The organism is Sanguibacter sp. Leaf3, assembly GCF_001425965.1.
GTDB lineage: Bacteria > Actinomycetota > Actinomycetes > Actinomycetales > Cellulomonadaceae > Sanguibacter > Sanguibacter inulinus.
Genome location: NZ_LMRH01000001.1, coordinates 1659399 through 1675881, shown reverse-complemented (window position 1 = coordinate 1675881; position 16483 = coordinate 1659399). Strand labels below are relative to the sequence as shown.

17 protein-coding genes are annotated in these 16483 nt (G+C 70.6%); 6 read left to right on the top strand and 11 right to left on the bottom strand.

Features of this window, described 5'->3' with window-relative positions:
- Positions 1 to 4: 4 nt before the first annotated feature.
- From ASG53_RS07260 to infC, 5 genes are all read right to left on the bottom strand, one after another.
- A complete protein-coding gene (locus ASG53_RS07260; protein ID WP_056130303.1) occupies positions 5 to 1372 on the bottom strand; it encodes an amino acid permease in 1368 nt (455 codons plus the stop codon).
- 27 nt (positions 1373 to 1399) lie between these two features.
- Positions 1400 to 2242, bottom strand: a complete 843-nt coding sequence (locus tag ASG53_RS07255; protein WP_056130300.1) for a TrmH family RNA methyltransferase — start codon at positions 2240 to 2242, stop codon at positions 1400 to 1402.
- A gap of 64 nt (positions 2243 to 2306) precedes the next feature.
- Positions 2307 to 2693: a 50S ribosomal protein L20 gene (gene rplT / locus ASG53_RS07250; RefSeq protein WP_056130297.1), complete on the bottom strand. Its 387-nt coding sequence runs from the start codon at positions 2691 to 2693 to the stop codon at positions 2307 to 2309.
- Positions 2694 to 2757: 64 nt separating this feature from the next.
- A complete protein-coding gene (gene rpmI, locus ASG53_RS07245) occupies positions 2758 to 2952 on the bottom strand; it encodes a 50S ribosomal protein L35 (protein ID WP_012867226.1) in 195 nt (64 codons plus the stop codon).
- Positions 2953 to 3084: 132 nt separating this feature from the next.
- Positions 3085 to 4071 carry a translation initiation factor IF-3 gene (infC, locus tag ASG53_RS07240; protein WP_056130293.1) on the bottom strand — a complete coding sequence of 329 codons (987 nt, stop codon included), beginning with the start codon at positions 4069 to 4071 and terminating at the stop codon, positions 3085 to 3087.
- Between the two features lie 412 nt (positions 4072 to 4483).
- On the opposite strand from infC, the gene ASG53_RS07235 reads away from it, so the two are divergent.
- The 5 genes from ASG53_RS07235 to ASG53_RS07215 all read left to right on the top strand — a co-directional run bounded on the left by ASG53_RS07235 (position 4484) and on the right by ASG53_RS07215 (position 8562).
- Complete coding sequence (locus ASG53_RS07235; protein ID WP_056130927.1) at positions 4484 to 4930, top strand: Fur family transcriptional regulator; 447 nt, start codon at positions 4484 to 4486, stop codon at positions 4928 to 4930.
- A gap of 91 nt (positions 4931 to 5021) precedes the next feature.
- On the top strand, positions 5022 to 6521 hold the full coding sequence (locus ASG53_RS07230) for a catalase (RefSeq protein WP_056130289.1): 1500 nt from the start codon (positions 5022 to 5024) through the stop codon (positions 6519 to 6521).
- A 141-nt stretch (positions 6522 to 6662) separates the two neighbouring features.
- A complete protein-coding gene (locus ASG53_RS07225) occupies positions 6663 to 7037 on the top strand; it encodes a DUF1844 domain-containing protein (RefSeq protein ID WP_056130286.1) in 375 nt (124 codons plus the stop codon).
- On the top strand, positions 7034 to 7822 hold the full coding sequence (locus ASG53_RS07220) for a hypothetical protein (RefSeq protein ID WP_056130283.1): 789 nt from the start codon (positions 7034 to 7036) through the stop codon (positions 7820 to 7822). The genes ASG53_RS07225 and ASG53_RS07220 overlap by 4 nt, the downstream gene beginning before the upstream one ends.
- Entirely contained in the window at positions 7819 to 8562 is a 744-nt protein-coding gene (locus ASG53_RS07215; protein ID WP_056130281.1) for a S1C family serine protease, read from the top strand. The genes ASG53_RS07220 and ASG53_RS07215 overlap by 4 nt, the downstream gene beginning before the upstream one ends.
- 49 nt (positions 8563 to 8611) lie before the next feature.
- On the opposite strand, the gene ASG53_RS07210 is transcribed toward ASG53_RS07215, so the two are convergent.
- From ASG53_RS07210 to ASG53_RS07185, 6 genes are all read right to left on the bottom strand, one after another.
- Entirely contained in the window at positions 8612 to 9481 is an 870-nt protein-coding gene (locus tag ASG53_RS07210) for an SseB family protein (protein ID WP_442983369.1), read from the bottom strand.
- The gene (priA, locus tag ASG53_RS07205) at positions 9478 to 10209 is read right to left on the bottom strand and encodes a bifunctional 1-(5-phosphoribosyl)-5-((5-phosphoribosylamino)methylideneamino)imidazole-4-carboxamide isomerase/phosphoribosylanthranilate isomerase PriA (protein WP_056130278.1); all 732 of its coding nucleotides are present in this window, start codon (positions 10207 to 10209) and stop codon (positions 9478 to 9480) included. Before priA ends, ASG53_RS07210 begins: the two co-directional genes overlap by 4 nt.
- A 153-nt stretch (positions 10210 to 10362) precedes the next feature.
- The gene (gene hisH, locus ASG53_RS07200; RefSeq protein ID WP_056130276.1) at positions 10363 to 11010 is read right to left on the bottom strand and encodes an imidazole glycerol phosphate synthase subunit HisH; all 648 of its coding nucleotides are present in this window, start codon (positions 11008 to 11010) and stop codon (positions 10363 to 10365) included.
- Between the two features lies 1 nt (position 11011).
- Positions 11012 to 11464, bottom strand: a complete 453-nt coding sequence (locus tag ASG53_RS07195) for a hypothetical protein (RefSeq protein WP_056130273.1) — start codon at positions 11462 to 11464, stop codon at positions 11012 to 11014.
- A complete protein-coding gene (gene hisB, locus ASG53_RS07190; RefSeq protein ID WP_056130270.1) occupies positions 11461 to 12075 on the bottom strand; it encodes an imidazoleglycerol-phosphate dehydratase HisB in 615 nt (204 codons plus the stop codon). The genes ASG53_RS07195 and hisB overlap by 4 nt, the downstream gene beginning before the upstream one ends.
- On the bottom strand, positions 12072 to 13214 hold the full coding sequence (locus tag ASG53_RS07185) for a histidinol-phosphate transaminase (protein WP_056130267.1): 1143 nt from the start codon (positions 13212 to 13214) through the stop codon (positions 12072 to 12074). Before ASG53_RS07185 ends, hisB begins: the two co-directional genes overlap by 4 nt.
- Before the next feature lie 955 nt (positions 13215 to 14169).
- Between ASG53_RS07185 and ASG53_RS07180 the strand changes: the two genes are divergently transcribed.
- Positions 14170 to 16425 (top strand): RecQ family ATP-dependent DNA helicase, encoded by a 2256-nt coding sequence (locus ASG53_RS07180; RefSeq protein WP_082543899.1) that lies wholly within the window; start codon positions 14170 to 14172, stop codon positions 16423 to 16425.
- Positions 16426 to 16483 lie beyond the last annotated feature (58 nt).

Here is a 16483-nt window from a genome sequence, read left to right as displayed (position 1 = left end):
AGTCTCAGGCGTCTGCGCCGCGGCGGCGGCGGACCTGCTCACGGACGAGGTACACGCCCACGACGAGCAGGAACAGCCCAGAGGTGGCCAGGAGCTGCTGGCGGGCGGTGTCGTCGAAGAGCATGAGCACCACGATCGCGGCCAGCGCAGCGAGGGTCACCCAGGTGAGGAACGGGAAGGCCCACATCTTCAGGGTCAGGGTGCCCTCGCGCTCGAGCCGTGGCCGCAGCCGCAGCTGGGAGACGGCGATGAAGGCCCAGATCCCGAGCAGGGTCGCGCCGACGGCGTTGAGCAGGATGCCGAGGATCTGGTCGGGCAGCCACGCGTTGAGGCCGACCGAGACGAGACCGAAGACGATCGAGGTCCAGACGGCGCGGTTCGGCACACCCCGTCGGCTGACGCCCGTGAAGTACCGAGGGCCGTCGCCGCGCTGCGACAGCGAGAAGACCATGCGAGACGTGCCGTAGACGTTGGCGTTGAAGGCCGAGAGCAGCGCGATGACCACGACCGCCTCCATCACCCTGCCCGCGCCGGGCACGCCGGCGATGTCGAGGACCGAGACGAAGGGACCGGCGACGAGCTCGGGCGAGCTCCACGGCATGACGAGGATCATCACCGTGACGGAGCCGATGTAGAAGAAGAGGATGCGCCACACGACGCTCGCGGCTGCGCGGGCGATCGACCGGGCCGGGTCCTCGGACTCCGCGGCGGCGATCGTGACGATCTCGATCCCGCCGAAGGCGAAGAGCACCGCGAGCAGACCTGCCGCGATGCCTGCGACGCCGTTGGGCGCGAAGCCGCCGTCGCTGAGCATCGCCTGGATTCCCACGGGCTGACCGACGTCGATCACGCCGGTGAGGACGAGCGCCCCCACGACGAGGAAGCCGATGATCGCGACGACCTTGATGGTCGCGAACCAGAACTCGAACTCTCCGAAGCGCCGGACCCCCGAGAGGTTCACGACCGCGAAGAAGGTCACGAAGACGAGCGCCACGACCCACTGCGGGATGCCCGGGAACCACCCGGAGACGATCTGGGACGCACCGGTGATCTCGACACCCAGGACCATGACGAGCATGAACCAGTACACCCAGCCGACGGTGAAGCCGGCCCACCGGCCGATGCCGACCTCCGCGTACGTCGAGAACGCCCCGCTCGACGGGACGGCCGAGGCCATCTCCGCGAGCATGCGCATGAGCAGCACGACGAGCGCACCGGCCACGACGTACGACACCAGGACCGCGGGCCCGGCAGCGGCGATCCCGACGCCCGTCCCGAGGAACAGCCCGGCACCGATCGCCGAGCCGAGGCCCATCATGGTGAGGTGGCGGACACGGAGACCGTGCCCGAGGGGAGCCTGGACGGCCGGCATGGGATTCCTAGCGTTGGGACGCGAGGGCTAGCGCTGGGCGCGCGAGCTCGCGTACAGACAGACGGTCGCGGCGGTCGCCAGGTTGAGCGACTCGGCGCGACCCCGGATGGGGACACGCACCACGGCGTCGGCGAGGCCACGCTCGGCCTCGGTCAGACCCCAGGCCTCGTTGCCGAAGATCCAGGCAGAGGGTGCGCGCAGGTCGGGGACACCCTCGGGGGCGTCCCCTGCGACGTCGAGCAGGTCGTCGAGGTCGTGGGTGCCGACGCCGTCGGCGGCGAGGGTCTGCAGACCCCCGAGGCCGAGCGCCGCGACGGCCTCGTCGAGCGGGACGCCCGTGACGACGGGGAGGTGGAAGAGCGACCCGGCGGTCGAGCGGACCACCTTGGGGCTGTGGATGTCGACGCTGTTCGTGGTGAGGACCACGAGGTCGGCTCCGGCAGCGTCGGCCGCGCGGATGACCGCTCCGGCGTTGCCGGGGTCACGCACGTTCGAGAGCACGGCGACCAGCCGCGGGCTCTGCGCGAGCGCCAGCTCGAGCGCGGCCGCAGGGCCGTCACCCGGGTCGGGGAGGTCGAGGACCGCCAGGACGCCCTGGGCGTCCGGGCTCATGGCCTCGAGCACCTCGGGCGTCGTGACGTGGAAGTACACGCGCGCCGCCTCGGCGTCGGCCACGATCTCGCGGTACCTGTCGCGCGACTCTGCCGTGAGGTAGACGTCGCGGACGGACTGCGGGCTGTAGCGGACGGCCTCGCGGACACCCTGCGGTCCCTCGACCAGGAACCGTCCGGTGCGTGAACGCGCAGAACGCCCAGACAAGGACCGGACCATCTTCACCCGATCGCTGCGGGTGCTGGAGATCTCGGTCATCGTCTGGGCGTCTGAGGTGTCTGTGAGGCGCCGTGCAGCAGCACGGCGCCAATCACGACAGGCGTCAGGCCGCGACCTTGGGCGCGTTGACGTCGGCCGGCAGAGCGGCCTTGGCGAGCTTGACGAGCGCGTTGAACGCGGCGACGTCGGAGACGGCGAGCTCAGCGAGGACGCGACGGTCCACGAGGATCTCAGCAGCCTTGAGGCCCTGGATGAAACGGTTGTACGTCATGCCCTCGGCGCGGGCCGCAGCGTTGATGCGCTGGATCCAGAGACGACGGAAGTCGCCCTTGCGCTTCTTGCGGTCGCGGTAGGAGTAGGTGAGGGAGTGGGTGACCTGCTCCTTCGCCTTCCTGTAGAGACGTGAGCGCTGGCCGCGGTAACCGCTGGCGCGCTCGAGAATTGTCCGACGCTTCTTGTGGGCGTTGACCGCCCGCTTCACGCGTGCCACGTGATGCTCCTTGCAGTTGGGTGCTGGAAATGAGGTCTGTCAGCGAGCCTGGGCCCGCCGGAGGTCACTTGCCGAGCAGCTTCTTGATCTTCTTGACGTCGGCGGCGCTGACGACCAGGTCGCCAGACAGGCGGCGCTTGCGTCGGCTCGACTTGTGCTCGAGCAGGTGGCGCTTGTTGGCCTGCTCGCGCATGACCTTTCCACTACCGGTGATGCGGAACCGCTTCTTCGCGCCGGAGTGCGTCTTGTTCTTCGGCATGGCTGCCGTTTCTCCTCGGGTCTGGTCAGGTGTCAGGTTCAACACTCGACGTCGGTCTGGTCAGAGCCGGTGGGCTCCGCCTCGGTCAGGTCCTGGACAGCGTCCGGGACCAGGCCAGGTGGTCGTGCAGCGTCACTCGCTCTTCTGAGGAGCAGGCTTGGCGCTCGGCCTGGGTGCTGCCGGCCGAGCCGCAGGCGGCTTCGGCGTGGCGGGCTTGGCCACAGGCTTCGGGGTGGCTGCAGGCTTGGGGGCTGCAGCAGGCTTGGCGGCCGCGGCGGGCTTCGGGGCTGCGGCAGGCTTGGACTCCGCTGCAGGCTTCGCAGCCGGAGCAGCCTTGGCCGGAGCCGGTGCTGCGGCGGCGGGAGCCTGTGCAGGAGCCGGGGCCTGGACCGGAGCAGCCTTCGGTGCGGCGGCGACAGCCTCGGTGGCTGCTGCGACCTGCGCCTCGAAGTCTTCGGAGGCCGACGGGTCGGCAGGCTCCTCGACGCGGGCAGGACGGGCCGCACGAGGCGACTCTTCCTCGGCGCGCCGACGCTGCTCGTTCTTGGCCTCGGCCTTCTTCTTGGTCGGCCCGAGCACCATGATCATGTTGCGACCATCCTGCTTGGGCATGCTCTCGATGAAGCCGAGCTCCTGGACGTCTTCTGCCAGGCGCTGGAGCAGACGGACACCCATCTCAGGGCGAGACTGCTCACGACCGCGGAACATGATCATGACCTTGACCTTGTCGCCCGCAGAGAGGAAGCGCTCGACGTGGCCCTTCTTGGTGCCGTAGTCGTGCGGGTCGATCTTCAGGCGGAAACGGATCTCCTTGAGAACCGTGTTGGCCTGGTTCCGGCGAGCCTCACGAGCCTTCATGTCCGACTCGTACTTGAACTTGCCGTAGTCCATGAGCTTGCACACCGGCGGGCGTGCGTCGGGGGCGACCTCGACGAGGTCCAGGTCAGCGTCCTGTGCAAGGCTCAGGGCGACCTCAATGCGTACGACCCCGACCTGCTCTCCACCTGGGCCGACGAGTCGGACCTCGGGGACGCGGATCCGGTCGTTGATGCGAGGCTCGCTGATGTGATGCTCCTTGAAACTTGTCGGAAGCTCGTCAGGAACGGGAAAGGCCCCCATCCCTGAGCACAGGGTGGAGGCCTGGACGTCCGGGTCGCACGGTCCGTCGAGAGACGGTCGGGCGACGCTACGGCGTGCTGCACCGAGGTGCTGCTCGCCGTTCGGACCAGAACCCGGAATCTGTCGCTGCGATCGTGCTGGGCACGATCCGGTCTGTCGAGACTCAGGTGGGAGTGGCTCCACTTGTGCACCGGGCGCCCGTCGTGCGGATCTCTGAGTGCTCTGAGCGAGACTCTGAGACCGTTCGACACTCGTCCGGTCGGTCAGCGGCCAACACTACCACCAGGTCGCCCGTCATGGAACCACCGCGGGAAACCTCTGCGCAGGGTCACGCAGAGCCGATCTGCACCGAGCGAACCTGGAGACGATCCAGTACTGGAATCATTCCAGAAAACCTGCTTTCATGGAACCCATGACGATCTCCGAGCTCACGACCGAGGGTGACCAGCTGCTGCGCAGCCACGGTCTGCGTGTCACGGCGACACGTCTCGCGGTGCTCGACGCCGTCGCGCAGGCACCTCACTCGACCACCGACGCGATCTTGGCCCGGGTCCGCGCGACCCTCGGCACAGCCTCCACGCAGGCCGTGTACGACGTCCTCGCGGCGCTCACCTCAGCCGGTCTGCTCCACAGGATCGAGCCGGCAGGCCACCCCGCGCGCTACGAGCGGCGGGTTGGTGACAACCACCACCACGTGGTCTGCCGCAGCTGCGGCAGCGTGGCGGACGTCGACTGCTCGGTCGGCCACGCGCCGTGCCTGGTGCCCTCGAACGACCACGGCTTCGTCATCGACGAGGCAGAGGTCGTGTTCTGGGGCACCTGCGGAGACTGCCTGCGCAGCCCCGCGTCTCCCGCCTGACCCCGTCTGACCCGCTGGTCGACGATCCCCAGCCGGTCCCCCACACCTCCTGACGCACGACTCGCCGCACCCCGAAGAGAAGGAAGCCCCCATGACAGACCGCTTCACCACCTCCCAGACCGGAACCCCGATCGCCAGCGACGAGCACTCGCTCACCGCAGGGCCCGACGGCGCAGCCGTCCTGCACGACCGCTACCTCGTCGAGAAGCTCGCGCAGTTCAACCGCGAGCGCATCCCGGAGCGCATCGTCCACGCCAAGGGCGGCGGCGCCTTCGGCACCTTCGAGGTCACCGGTGACGTGTCGGCGTACACCTCGGCTGCCGTGTTCCAGCCCGGCACCGTGACCGAGACGCTCCAGCGCTTCTCGAGCGTGGCCGGCGAGCAGGGCAGCCCCGACACGTGGCGCGACGTCCGCGGGTTCTCGGTGAAGTTCTACACCTCCGAGGGCAACTACGACATCGTCGGCAACAACACCCCGGTGTTCTTCATCCGCGACGGCATCAAGTTCCCGGACTTCATCCACTCGCAGAAGCGCCTCCCCGGCTCTGGCCTGCGCGACGGCGACATGCAGTGGGACTTCTGGACCCTCTCCCCCGAGTCTGCGCACCAGGTCACCTACCTCATGGGCGACCGCGGCCTCCCCCGCTCCTGGCGCGAGATGCCCGGCTTCGGCTCGCACACCTACCAGTGGATCAACGCCGCCGGTGAGCGGTTCTGGGTCAAGTACCACTTCACCTCGAACCAGGGGAACATCGAGATGGAGAGCGCGGAGGCCGAGCAGATCGCCGGGGCCGACGCCGACTACTACCGCCGCGACCTCTACGAGGCCATCGAGGCCGGGAACCACCCGTCCTGGGACGTCCACGTCCAGGTCATGCCGTACGAGGACGCCAAGACGTACCGCTTCAACCCCTTCGACCTCACGAAGGTCTGGCCGCACGCGGACTACCCGCTCATCAAGGTCGGGACCCACACGCTGAACCGCAACCCGGAGAACTTCTTCGCGGAGATCGAGCAAGCGGCATTCTCCCCCGCGAACACTGTCCCCGGCATCGACATCAGCCCGGACAAGATGCTCATGGCCCGCGTGTTCTCCTACCCGGACGCCCAGCGGTACAGGGTCGGGACGAACTACAACCAGATCCCGGTCAACGCCCCGAAGGCTCCTGTGCACAACTACTCGCAGGACGGGTCGCAGCGCCACGGCTTCAAGGCCGCGTCCGACCCGGTCTACGCGCCGAACTCCTTCGGCGGCCCTGTGGCCGACCCCGCCCGCGCCGCGACAGGGTCGTGGGAGAGCGACGGCGAGCTCGTCCGCTCCGCAGCCACCCTGCACAGCGAGGACGACGACTTCGGTCAGGCCGGGACGCTCTACCGCCACGTCTTCGACGACGCGGCGAAGGCTCGCTTCGTCGAGACCCTCGTCGGGCAGGGTTCTGGCATCACTGTCGACCGCGTCCGTGAGCGCTTCTTCTGGTACTGGACCAACGTCGACGCCGCCCTCGGCGCCACGCTCCGTGAGAAGGTCGGCTCGATCGAGTCGGCCAACGAGTCGGCCGAGCCGATCGGCATCGGCGCCGACCACGCCTGACGCCGTCCCGGTGGCAGCACGCTGACACCGGCCCCGACGGCTCGACCACGGGCCCAGGACCTCACGGTCCTGGGCCCGTGGTGCGTCTCGTGGCGACCAGGCAGGTCGCCAGCCGGGCCCGACCTCGTGGACACTAGTCACATGACCGACGAGCACACCCACGAAGCACACTCCGTCGACGACCTCGCGCCTCAGGCCACGAGAGACATCGCCGACGTCGCCGCCGTCGAGGTGATCACCACCGCCGCCGTCCACCTCATGAGCGCTGCCGCCGTGAAGTGCGGGCTCGCCGCCGAGCCTGGTGCCGCCGACCACCTCGACCTCGACGAGGCCCGCAAGCTCATCAACGCCCTGGCCGCGCTCGTCACCACAGCCGCCCCCGACATCGGGAACCAGCACGCCAGATCGCTGCGCGACGGGCTCCGCAGCCTCCAGCTCGCCTTCCGCGAGGCCTCCGTCTACCCGGACGCCCCGGGCGAGGGACCGGGTGAGAGCTTCACCGGGGCGGTCAGTTGACCGGCAGCCCGGGCGGACCCGAGGACGGCGCCGTCCCGCCGTCCTTCCCGCCCGCCGTCCGGTGGCCCTCCCCCACGGCACCGACCAGCACCGGCGACGCCGACCATGACGACACGGACGCCACGGACGACACCCCGACCCCCCTCGCGAGCACCGCAGGCGCGAGCCGTGGTGGGGCGGACGCCGGTGATCCGACCTCTCCCGAGGACAAGACCGCAGAGCGCAAGGATCCCGGGCACGAGCACGGCCACCACCTCGACCGCAGAGACCGCCGACGCCGCCGAGGCCGCGTCGCGATCGTGCTGCTCTCGGTCGCGCTCGTCGCCGCGCTCGCCGGTGGCGGATATCTCGCCGTGCTGTCGAACCAGTGGAGCGAACGCTCCGGTGAGTGGGAGGCGCAGTCGCGCGACCTCGGCCAGCAGGTCGCAGACCTCACGACAGACCTCGAGGGCATCACCAGCGACCTCACGAGCACTCGCGACCAGCTGACGACGGCGCAGCAGCGCATCACCGAGCTCGCCGACGAGAAGGCACAGGTCGGCGACGACCGCGAGACGCAGCGCATCATCGCCTCCGACATCCAGGCCGTGGCCGAGGCCGCCGTCGACGTGTCGTCGAAGATGGGCGACTGCGTAACAGCGCAGAGCACCCTGCTCGGCTATCTCGCCGCGCCAGACTCGACGACGCCGGAGATCCTGCAGCAGGCGACCGACGACACCAACAGCATCTGCACGACCGCCGTCGACAGCTACACGGCGCTCCAGCAGGACCTGTCACAGCCGTGACGCGCCGATCAGCGACGCGCCGTGCGCTCGTGACAGGGGTCCTCTGCGGCTTCTTGGTGGCCGGCTGCGGGACCGTGCCCGAGCTCCCCGGCCCCATGCCCGAGTCTGTCGTCCCGACGCGCGGCGCCGGCAGCCTCCCGGACGAGACAGGCTTCTTGTCCCCCGACGGGTTCGACGCCGCTCAGCGCATGGCGGTCCGGGTCCGCAACGTCGGGTGCGAGGGCGTGATCCGCGGGACAGGGTTCGCGATCGACGAGCGTGTGCTCATCACGAACAAGCACGTGGTGGAGGGCAACCAGGACCTCCAGCTGAGCACCTACGACGGACGAGACGTCAGCGTCACGGCGTCGCAGAGCGCGGCGCTGGCCGACCTCGCGGTCATCAGGACCGCCGAAGACCTCGCGACCTACCCGGCCCTCGCGCCGACAGACCCCGAGCCTGGGGACGCCGTGACAGTGGTCGGCTACCCCAACGGCGGCGCGCTCACCGTCACCAAGGGCACGGTGATCGAGTACACCTCCGACCCGCTCAACGTCACGCTCGGGCAGGTGCTCCTGACCGACGCGAGCGTCGAGCCGGGCAGCTCCGGGTCGGCCGCCCTCGACTCCGAGGGCAAGGTGATCGGCATCGTCTACGCCAAGAGCAGCGACGGCCTGAGCTACCTGGTACCCGTCAGCACCCTGCAGGACCTCCTCGCTGACGACAGCGGCTTCGAGGCCCAAGAACCGCTGGCCTGCTGACCTCGAACGCTGCAGGCCCGTGAGCTGCTGGTCTGCTGCGCACACAGGTTCAGGAGGCGCGACCGATCCGCAGCTCGAGGGAGTCGACCCGCTCTCCGACGGTCTCGTCGGCCCCGAGCGCGGCGTTGACCTGCGCGAGCACGGCGTCGAGCTGAGCACGGGTCAGGCCTGGGTCGATCGCGAGGACGACAGCCACCTCCTTGGACCGGCCCGGCTCTGCCCGGACCCGGACGACCGAGGGAATCCCTTCGAGGGCACCCGTGATCGCCTGCGCCACGAGCGGGTCGACGACCCCGTCGACGACGGCGGGCTCCCAGACCTGCCCCCGCGCGACGGCCCAGACGGCCGGGCGTGGGACGAGGGCGCTCGCCGGGCCTGCGGGGTCGACCACGAGGAGAGCCCACTCCTCGCTGACAGCCGAGAGCGCGGCACGGACGGCGTCGGCGGGCACGGGGCGGGCACGCGGGTGCCAGGCGGCCATCGCCGCGACCGAGGAGAACACGGGGAGCGCGCGACGCCCGTCGGGCGACTGGAGCGCGACGACACCTGCCGAGGCTTCTTTGTCGACCTTCAGACCGTCGGCCGTGGTGCCCTCGGCGTCGACCTCGGCCATGATCGGGATGAGCACCCGGACCTGGGCGAGGCGAGCCACGACTGCGGTCAGCGGAGCCCGTCCCTCAGTGTGCTCGACGAGCAGCCTCGCGAGCTCGGGGTCGGCTGTGCCGTCGTCCCCGGCGAAGGGCGAGGCACCGGGCAGCGCCCGCCCTGCGCCCTCGGATGCTCCGTGCTGCTCGGTCGCTCCGTGGCCCTCGTGGGCAGTCGCACCGTGGCCCTCGTGGGCAGTCGTGGCGTCGTGCTCGTGGCGCGCGTGCCCGTCACGGCCCCCGTCGTGGGCCGGTCCGGGGACGGGAGTGGTCACGGACGGCCTGCGACGTCGAGCGCCTGCGGCAGCGTGAACGCACCCGCGTACAGTGCCTTGCCGACGATCGTGCCCTCGACGCCCGAGCCGACGAGCTCGCGGAGCGCGACCAGGTCGTCGAGGCTCGAGATGCCGCCGGAGGCGACGACGGGGGCCGACGTCCGGGCGGCGACGTCGCGCAGCAGCTCGAGGTTCGGTCCGCGCAGCGTCCCGTCCTTGGTCACGTCGGTCACCACGTAGCGTGCGCAGCCAGCCTCGTCGAGGCGGGCCAGGACCTCCCAGAGGTCGCCGCCCTCCTGCGTCCAGCCACGCGCGGCGAGCGTGGTGCCGCGCACGTCGAGACCGACAGCGATCGCGTCGCCGTGCTCGGCGATCACCCGGGCGGTCCACTCGGGGTTCTCGAGCGCAGCCGTCCCGAGGTTGACGCGGGAGCAGCCTGTCGCGAGTGCGCGCTCGAGCGAGGCGTCGTCGCGGATGCCTCCCGAGAGCTCGACCTTGATGTCGAGGCGCCCCACGACGTCGGCGAGGAGCTCGGCGTTCGAGCCGCGCCCGAAGGCCGCGTCGAGGTCGACGAGGTGCACCCACTCGGCGCCACCGGACTGCCAGTCGAGCGCAGCCGTCAGCGGGTCGCCGTAGGACGTCTCCGACCCGGCCTCCCCCTGGACGAGCCTGACGGCCTGCCCCTCGGCGACGTCGACGGCGGGCAGGAGTACGAGACGGTCAGTCATGGTTGAGATCCTCTCGGGACCGGTGGTCGTGGATGCTTCAGGGGTGTGCAGGGCGCGGTACCACCGCACAGACGGTGTTGGCGCCAGGTTGACGCGGCGACCGCCCCGCGGGTGCAGAGACCGTCGAGCGACGTCTGCGGGCGGCCGAGCAGGTCAGAGCGAGCCGAGCCAGTTGCGCAGCAGCTGCGCCCCGGCGTCGCCCGACTTCTCGGGGTGGAACTGGGTGGCCGAGAGCGGTCCGTTCTCGACCGCGGCGACGAACCTGCCACCGTGGTCGGACCAGGTGACCTGCGGCGGCTTGAAGCGGGCGTCGACGGGCTCGCCTGCACCGAGGTCGAAGCTCCGGGCGGCGTAGGAGTGGACGAAGTAGAAGCGTTCGTCCTCGATACCGTCGAAGAGCACCGAGCCTGCGGGGGGCTCGACGGTGTCCCACCCCATGTGCGGGACCACGGGCGCCTCGAGCCTGTCGACGACGCCGGGCCACTGCGCGAGGCCCTCGGTGTGCTCACCGTGCTCGTCGCCCGCGTCGAACATGATCTGCATCCCGACGCAGATGCCCAGCACCGGGCGCCCTCCAGAGAGACGACGCTCGACGATCTGCCCTCCGCGGACCTTGGCGAGGCCGTCCATGACAGCTGCGAAGGCACCGACCCCGGGGACGACGAGGCCGTCGGCGACCGAGGCGACCTTCGGGTCGGCGGTGAGCTCGACGGCTGCGCCGACCCGCTCGAGGGCGCGGACGGCCGAACGGACGTTGCCGAAGCCGTAGTCGAGGACGACGACCGTAGGTCTGCCAGCCATCTCAGCGCCTCCCGCGGGCTCGGCCCGTCGCGGCGAGGCTGCGGGCAGCCTTCCACCGCGAGATGCCCTTGCTGGACACCGCGCCCTCCACGTCTGCGGCCGCGACCGCCCCGAGGAGGACGTCTTCGAACTCGTGGGGTGCACCGTCGAGCACGAGGGCTGCCGGGAGGTCTTCTCCACGGACGCCGGCCTGCCACTGGCTCGCGGCGATGTGCCCGTCGGTGACCTCGAAGAGGATGAGCGGGACTGTCTTGACGAGACCTGAGACCGAGCGCGCGAGCTCTGCCGGACGGTCGCCCGACGGGTCGCGCAGGACCGCGTAGGCGCCGATGGGCGACGGGACGGCGTCGACGACGTGCTTGCCCATCGCGCAGGCCGCAGCGAGCGCGTCGGCTGTCGCGACCTGCGTGAGGATGGCGGCGACGCTCACGGCGCGCTGGTCGGGGCTGCTCACAGTGCTCCCTTGGTCGACGGGATGCCCTCGACGCGCGGGTCCGGCTCGACGGCTGCGCGCAGGGCTCGGGCGAGTGCCTTGAACTGCGCCTCGACGATGTGGTGCGGGTCGCGGCCGGCGAGGACCCGCATGTGGATGCAGATCCCGGCGTGGTGCGCGATCGACTCGAGCACGTGACGGGTCAGCGAGCCCGTGAAGTGCCCGCCGATGAGGTGGTACTCCTGCCCTGCAGGCTCCCCCGTGTGCACGAGGTACGGGCGACCGGAGACGTCGACGACAGCCTGGGCGAGCGCCTCGTCGAGCGGCACGAGGGCGTCGCCGAAGCGGCCGATGCCGGACTTGTCACCGAGGGCGATCCGGAGCGCCTCACCGAAGGCGATCGCGGTGTCTTCGACGGTGTGGTGGGCGTCGATGTGGGTGTCACCGGTCGCCTTGACCGTGAGGTCGATGAGCGAGTGCTTGCCGAGCGCCGTGAGCATGTGGTCGTAGAAGGGCACCGACGTCGAGATGTCGGTGCGGCCCGTACCGTCGAGGTCGATCTCGACGAGGACGCTCGACTCGCTCGTGGTCCGTTCGACGCGTCCACGACGCGTCCCCTGTGCAGCGTTCACAGCCCTGCCACCTCCACCAGTGCGTCCTTGAACGCGATCATGTCCTGCGGTGTGCCGATCGACACCCGGAGCCAGCCCTCGGGCCCGGTCTCCCGGATGAGGACGCCTCGGTCGAGAAGACCCTGCCACACGGCGTGCCGGTCGTCGAACGTGCCGAAGAGCACGAAGTTCGAGTCCGACTCGGCGGCCTGGAGAGGCCGCCCGTCGAGGGTCTGAGCACGCAACCACGCGACCGTGGCGTCACGCTCGGTCCTGAGCGAATCTACCTGGGCGAGCAGCGCTGGCGCGTGCGCGAGGGCGGCGCGGGCCGTGGCCTGCGTCACTGCTGACAGGTGGTAGGGCAGCCGGACGATGCGCAGGGCGTCGACGAGGTCGGTCGAGCCGGCCAGGTATCCGACCCGTGCCCCTGCCAGGGCGAAGGCCTTGGACATGGTGCGGCTCACGGCGAGGTTGGGGTAGCGCTCGAGCAGCTCGAGGGCCGAGGGCACACCGGCCCGGCGGAACTCCGCGTACGCCTCGTCGACCACGACCACGGCGGGCGAGCCGTCCACGTCGAGCTCGAGCGCAGCCTCGCAGACCGCCTCGATGGTCGAGAAGGGCATCGCGGTGCCCGTCGGGTTGTTCGGGCTGGTGAGGATCACGATCGAGGGCGTGTGCTCGCGCAGTGTGGCGACCGCGACCTCGGGGTCGAGCGTGAAGTCTTCTTCTCGACGTCCGGCGACCCAGCGGGTGTGGGTGTCGCGCGCGTACTCGGGGTACATGGAATAGGTGGGCGCGAAGGACAGCGCGGTGCGCCCTGGACCGCCGAAGGCCTGCATGAGGTGCAGCATGACCTCGTTCGAGCCGTTCGCGGCCCAGACCTGCTCGGGGGCGACGCGCACGCCGGACTCCTGCGCCAGGTAGTCCGCGAGGTCGGACCGCAGCGCCGGGAAGTCCCGGTCCGGGTAGCGGTTGAGCGTCGACGCCGCAGCAGACACGTACTCCGCGAGCGTCGCGACGACCTGCGGACCGGGCGGGTAGGGGTTCTCGTTGACGTTGAGCAGGTGCGGGACGTCGATCTGGGGCGCGCCGTAGGGCACCTCGCCGGCGAGGTCGGGGCGCAGAGGCAACGTGATCGGGGTGTCGGCTCGTGGAGTCACAGGACCATTCTAGGAAGGATCACGGGACTCAGACGCCGGTGTCCACAGGGGGCACCTCTTCCGTCTCCGACGCACCGGGTCGTCCACAGGACCACGCGAGGTCGACCTGTCCACAGCGCCGCTCTCGGCTGTCACACGCTCGCGCAGAAGTCCTTAGGCTTGCTGCATGACCTCCGACGGCGACACCACCCCGGCCGACGACAGCCCGGACCTCGTCTCGATGCCCGAGAGCGGCATCCCGGCGTCGTCTCCCCTGCCCTTCAAGCCCAAGGGCCCCAAGCGCTGGGGGGTCGAGCCCGACTGGTCCAAGCTGCCGTCGACGCCCCGCCGCCGTGTCGTCGTCGACGACGGCCCGGCGTGGGGCACGTCCTCGATGGACGCCCGCCGTCTGGTCTCGGGCACCCCGGACGACGTCGCGCCGGCAGCACAGCCGACCACGACGGCAGAGCCGGCCCCGGCGTGGCAGACGCCGGGGTTCGCCCCCGAGCCCGACGAGGACGAGACCTTCACCGGACAGCCCGCGGAGCCGGACGCAGTGCCGCTCCTCGAGGACGACGAAGGCGACGAGATGTTCGACGAGGACGAGGACGACGAGGAGATGCAGCCTGCTCCCGAGACGGTCACCGCCCCCGAACCGGAGACCGACACAGCGCCCGTCACCGCACCCGTCACCGAGCCGGCACCCGTGCACGGCTCGCCGTCCGAGCCTGGGCTCGCACAGACCCGGTCCGCAGAGCAGCGCTCGACCGAAGAGCACAGCCCGCACACCCCGACCGACGCGAGAGAGACGACAGACCACCCCATGGCCGACCGCAGGACCTTAGGCACCGACGAGGCGACGGCCACCACGCAGGCTGCACCCGCGGCACGCACGAACCACGACCCCTACGGCGAGGACCCTTACAAGGACGTCCCCTTCTTCGACGAGCCTGTCGACGACGCCTGGGGCGAAGAGATGGCCGCGGCCGCGGCCGGACGTGTCGACCCGGTGGACGGACGCCGGACGTCGGGGGCGCGTGGCGAGCGCGTGGCGGCCCCGGCAGCACCAGCCCGCCCCGCCGCAGTCCGGGTCCGCCCGGGGGCCGACGAGGACCTGCGCCCCGAGGCCGAGGCTGCGCTGCGCCGCCTCGTGGGCCGCGACGACGCTGTCCTGCGCGACGACCAGTGGACGGCGATCCACGCTCTCGTAGCCGAGCAGCGCCGAGCCCTCGTGGTGCAGCGCACCGGGTGGGGAAAGTCCGCGGTGTACTTCGTCGCGACGTCCCTGCTCCGCGCACGAGGTTCAGGGCCGACCATCATCATCTCGCCGCTGCTGGCACTCATGCGTGACCAGATTGCCGCGGCCGGGCGCGCCGGTGTCCGTGCGGCGACCATCAACTCGGCCAACGTCACCGAGTGGGACCAGATCCACGAGCAGATCAGCAACGGAGACATCGACGTCCTTCTCTGCTCGCCCGAGCGGCTCAACAACCCGGGCTTCCGTGACGAGGTGCTCCCCCGCCTTGCTGCGGACGCAGGTCTCGTGGTCATCGACGAGGCTCACTGCGTCTCCGACTGGGGTCACGACTTCCGACCTGACTACCGCCGCATCCGGACACTGCTCGCCGAGCTCCCCGAGGGCATCCCCGTGCTCGCCACGACGGCCACGGCCAACGCACGCGTGACCCAGGACGTCGCCGAACAGCTCGAGATCACCGGAGAGGGTGCGGGCCGCAGCGAGGTCCTCGTGCTCCGCGGCGGTCTGGACCGCGAGTCCCTGCACCTCAACGTGCTCCGCCTCGGCGACCAGCCGACCCGTGTCGCGTGGCTCCTCGAGGCCCTGCGCTCGACCGAGGGCTCCGGCATCGTCTACTGCCTCACCGTGTCGGTCGCCGAGCAGGTCGCCGCACAGCTCAAGGCTGCGGGCCTGCCCGTCGCGGCCTACACGGGACGCACCGACCCGACCGAGCGGGAGTCCCTCGAGGCGGACCTCAAGGCCAACCGCGTCAAGGCCCTCGTCGCGACCTCAGCCCTGGGCATGGGCTTCGACAAGCCCGACCTCGGCTTCGTCGTGCACCTCGGCGCCCCCAGCTCGCCGATCGCCTACTACCAGCAGGTCGGTCGAGCCGGCCGTGGGGTCGACAGCGCGCTCGTCGTGCTCCTGCCCGGTGAAGAAGACCAGCGGATCTGGGAGTACTTCGGCTCGCTGGCCTTCCCCCGCGAAGACCAGGTCCGTGCAACGCTCGACGCCCTGTCCCACGGGGGCACCCAGTCGGCGCAGGCCCTCGAGACACAGGTCGACCTCACACGGTCGCGTCTGGAGATGATGCTCAAGGTCCTCGACGTCGACGGAGCAGTCAAGCGGGTCAAGGGTGGGTGGGAGTCCACGGGCCAGGGCTGGACCTACGAGGCTGACCGCTACGCCCGCGTCGAGCAGGCCCGCCTCGCCGAGCAGCGCACCATGCTCGACTACGAGTCGACCGACGGCTGCCGGATGGCCTTCCTGCGCCGCACCCTCGACGACCCAGACCTCCGCCCCGACGAGCGGTGCGGTCGCTGCGACAACTGCGGTGGCTCGACGCTGCCCGCCGCACCGACGACCGAGCACGTGGCACAGGCCCGCAAGGCCATGGACGTCCCTGGGGTCGTCGTCGAGCCCCGCAGCATGTGGCCCACAGGGATGGCGACCCTCGGCATAGACCTCAAGGGCAAGATCTCCCCCGCCGAGAAGACCGAGCCTGGCCGGGCGGTGGCGCGCCTCGACGGGCTCGGCTGGTCGCAGCCCCTCCGGGAGCTCTTCGCGTCCACGACCCCGGACGGCGAGGTCCCCGTCCACCTCCGACGCGCCGCGGCGCAGGTCCTCGACGCGTGGGACGGGCTCCGGGTCGACGGGGTCGTCTGCGTGCGGTCGACGACGCGACCCGTGCTCGTCGAGCACCTCGCCCGCGGGCTCGCGAAGTACCTGGACAAGCCCTTCGTCGGATTCGTGGGACCTCTCGGCGGCCACGAAGCCCCACCCCGCCACGACGTGAACTCCGCCATGCGCCTCGCCGGGGTGGCGCAGCGCCTCGGCCTCGACCTGACACCCGCAGCGAGCGCAGGCCTGGCAGGACGGTCGATCCTGCTCGTCGACGACCGTGTCGCCTCCGGGTGGACGCTGGCCGTGGCTGGCCGTCTGCTGCGCCAGGCCGGCGCAGGTGCGGTCCTGCCCTTCGTCCTCGCCCAGCAGTAGCCCGGCGACGACCAGCCCCGCCCGCACCCACCCGACCGGGCAGGTGCGGGCGGGATGG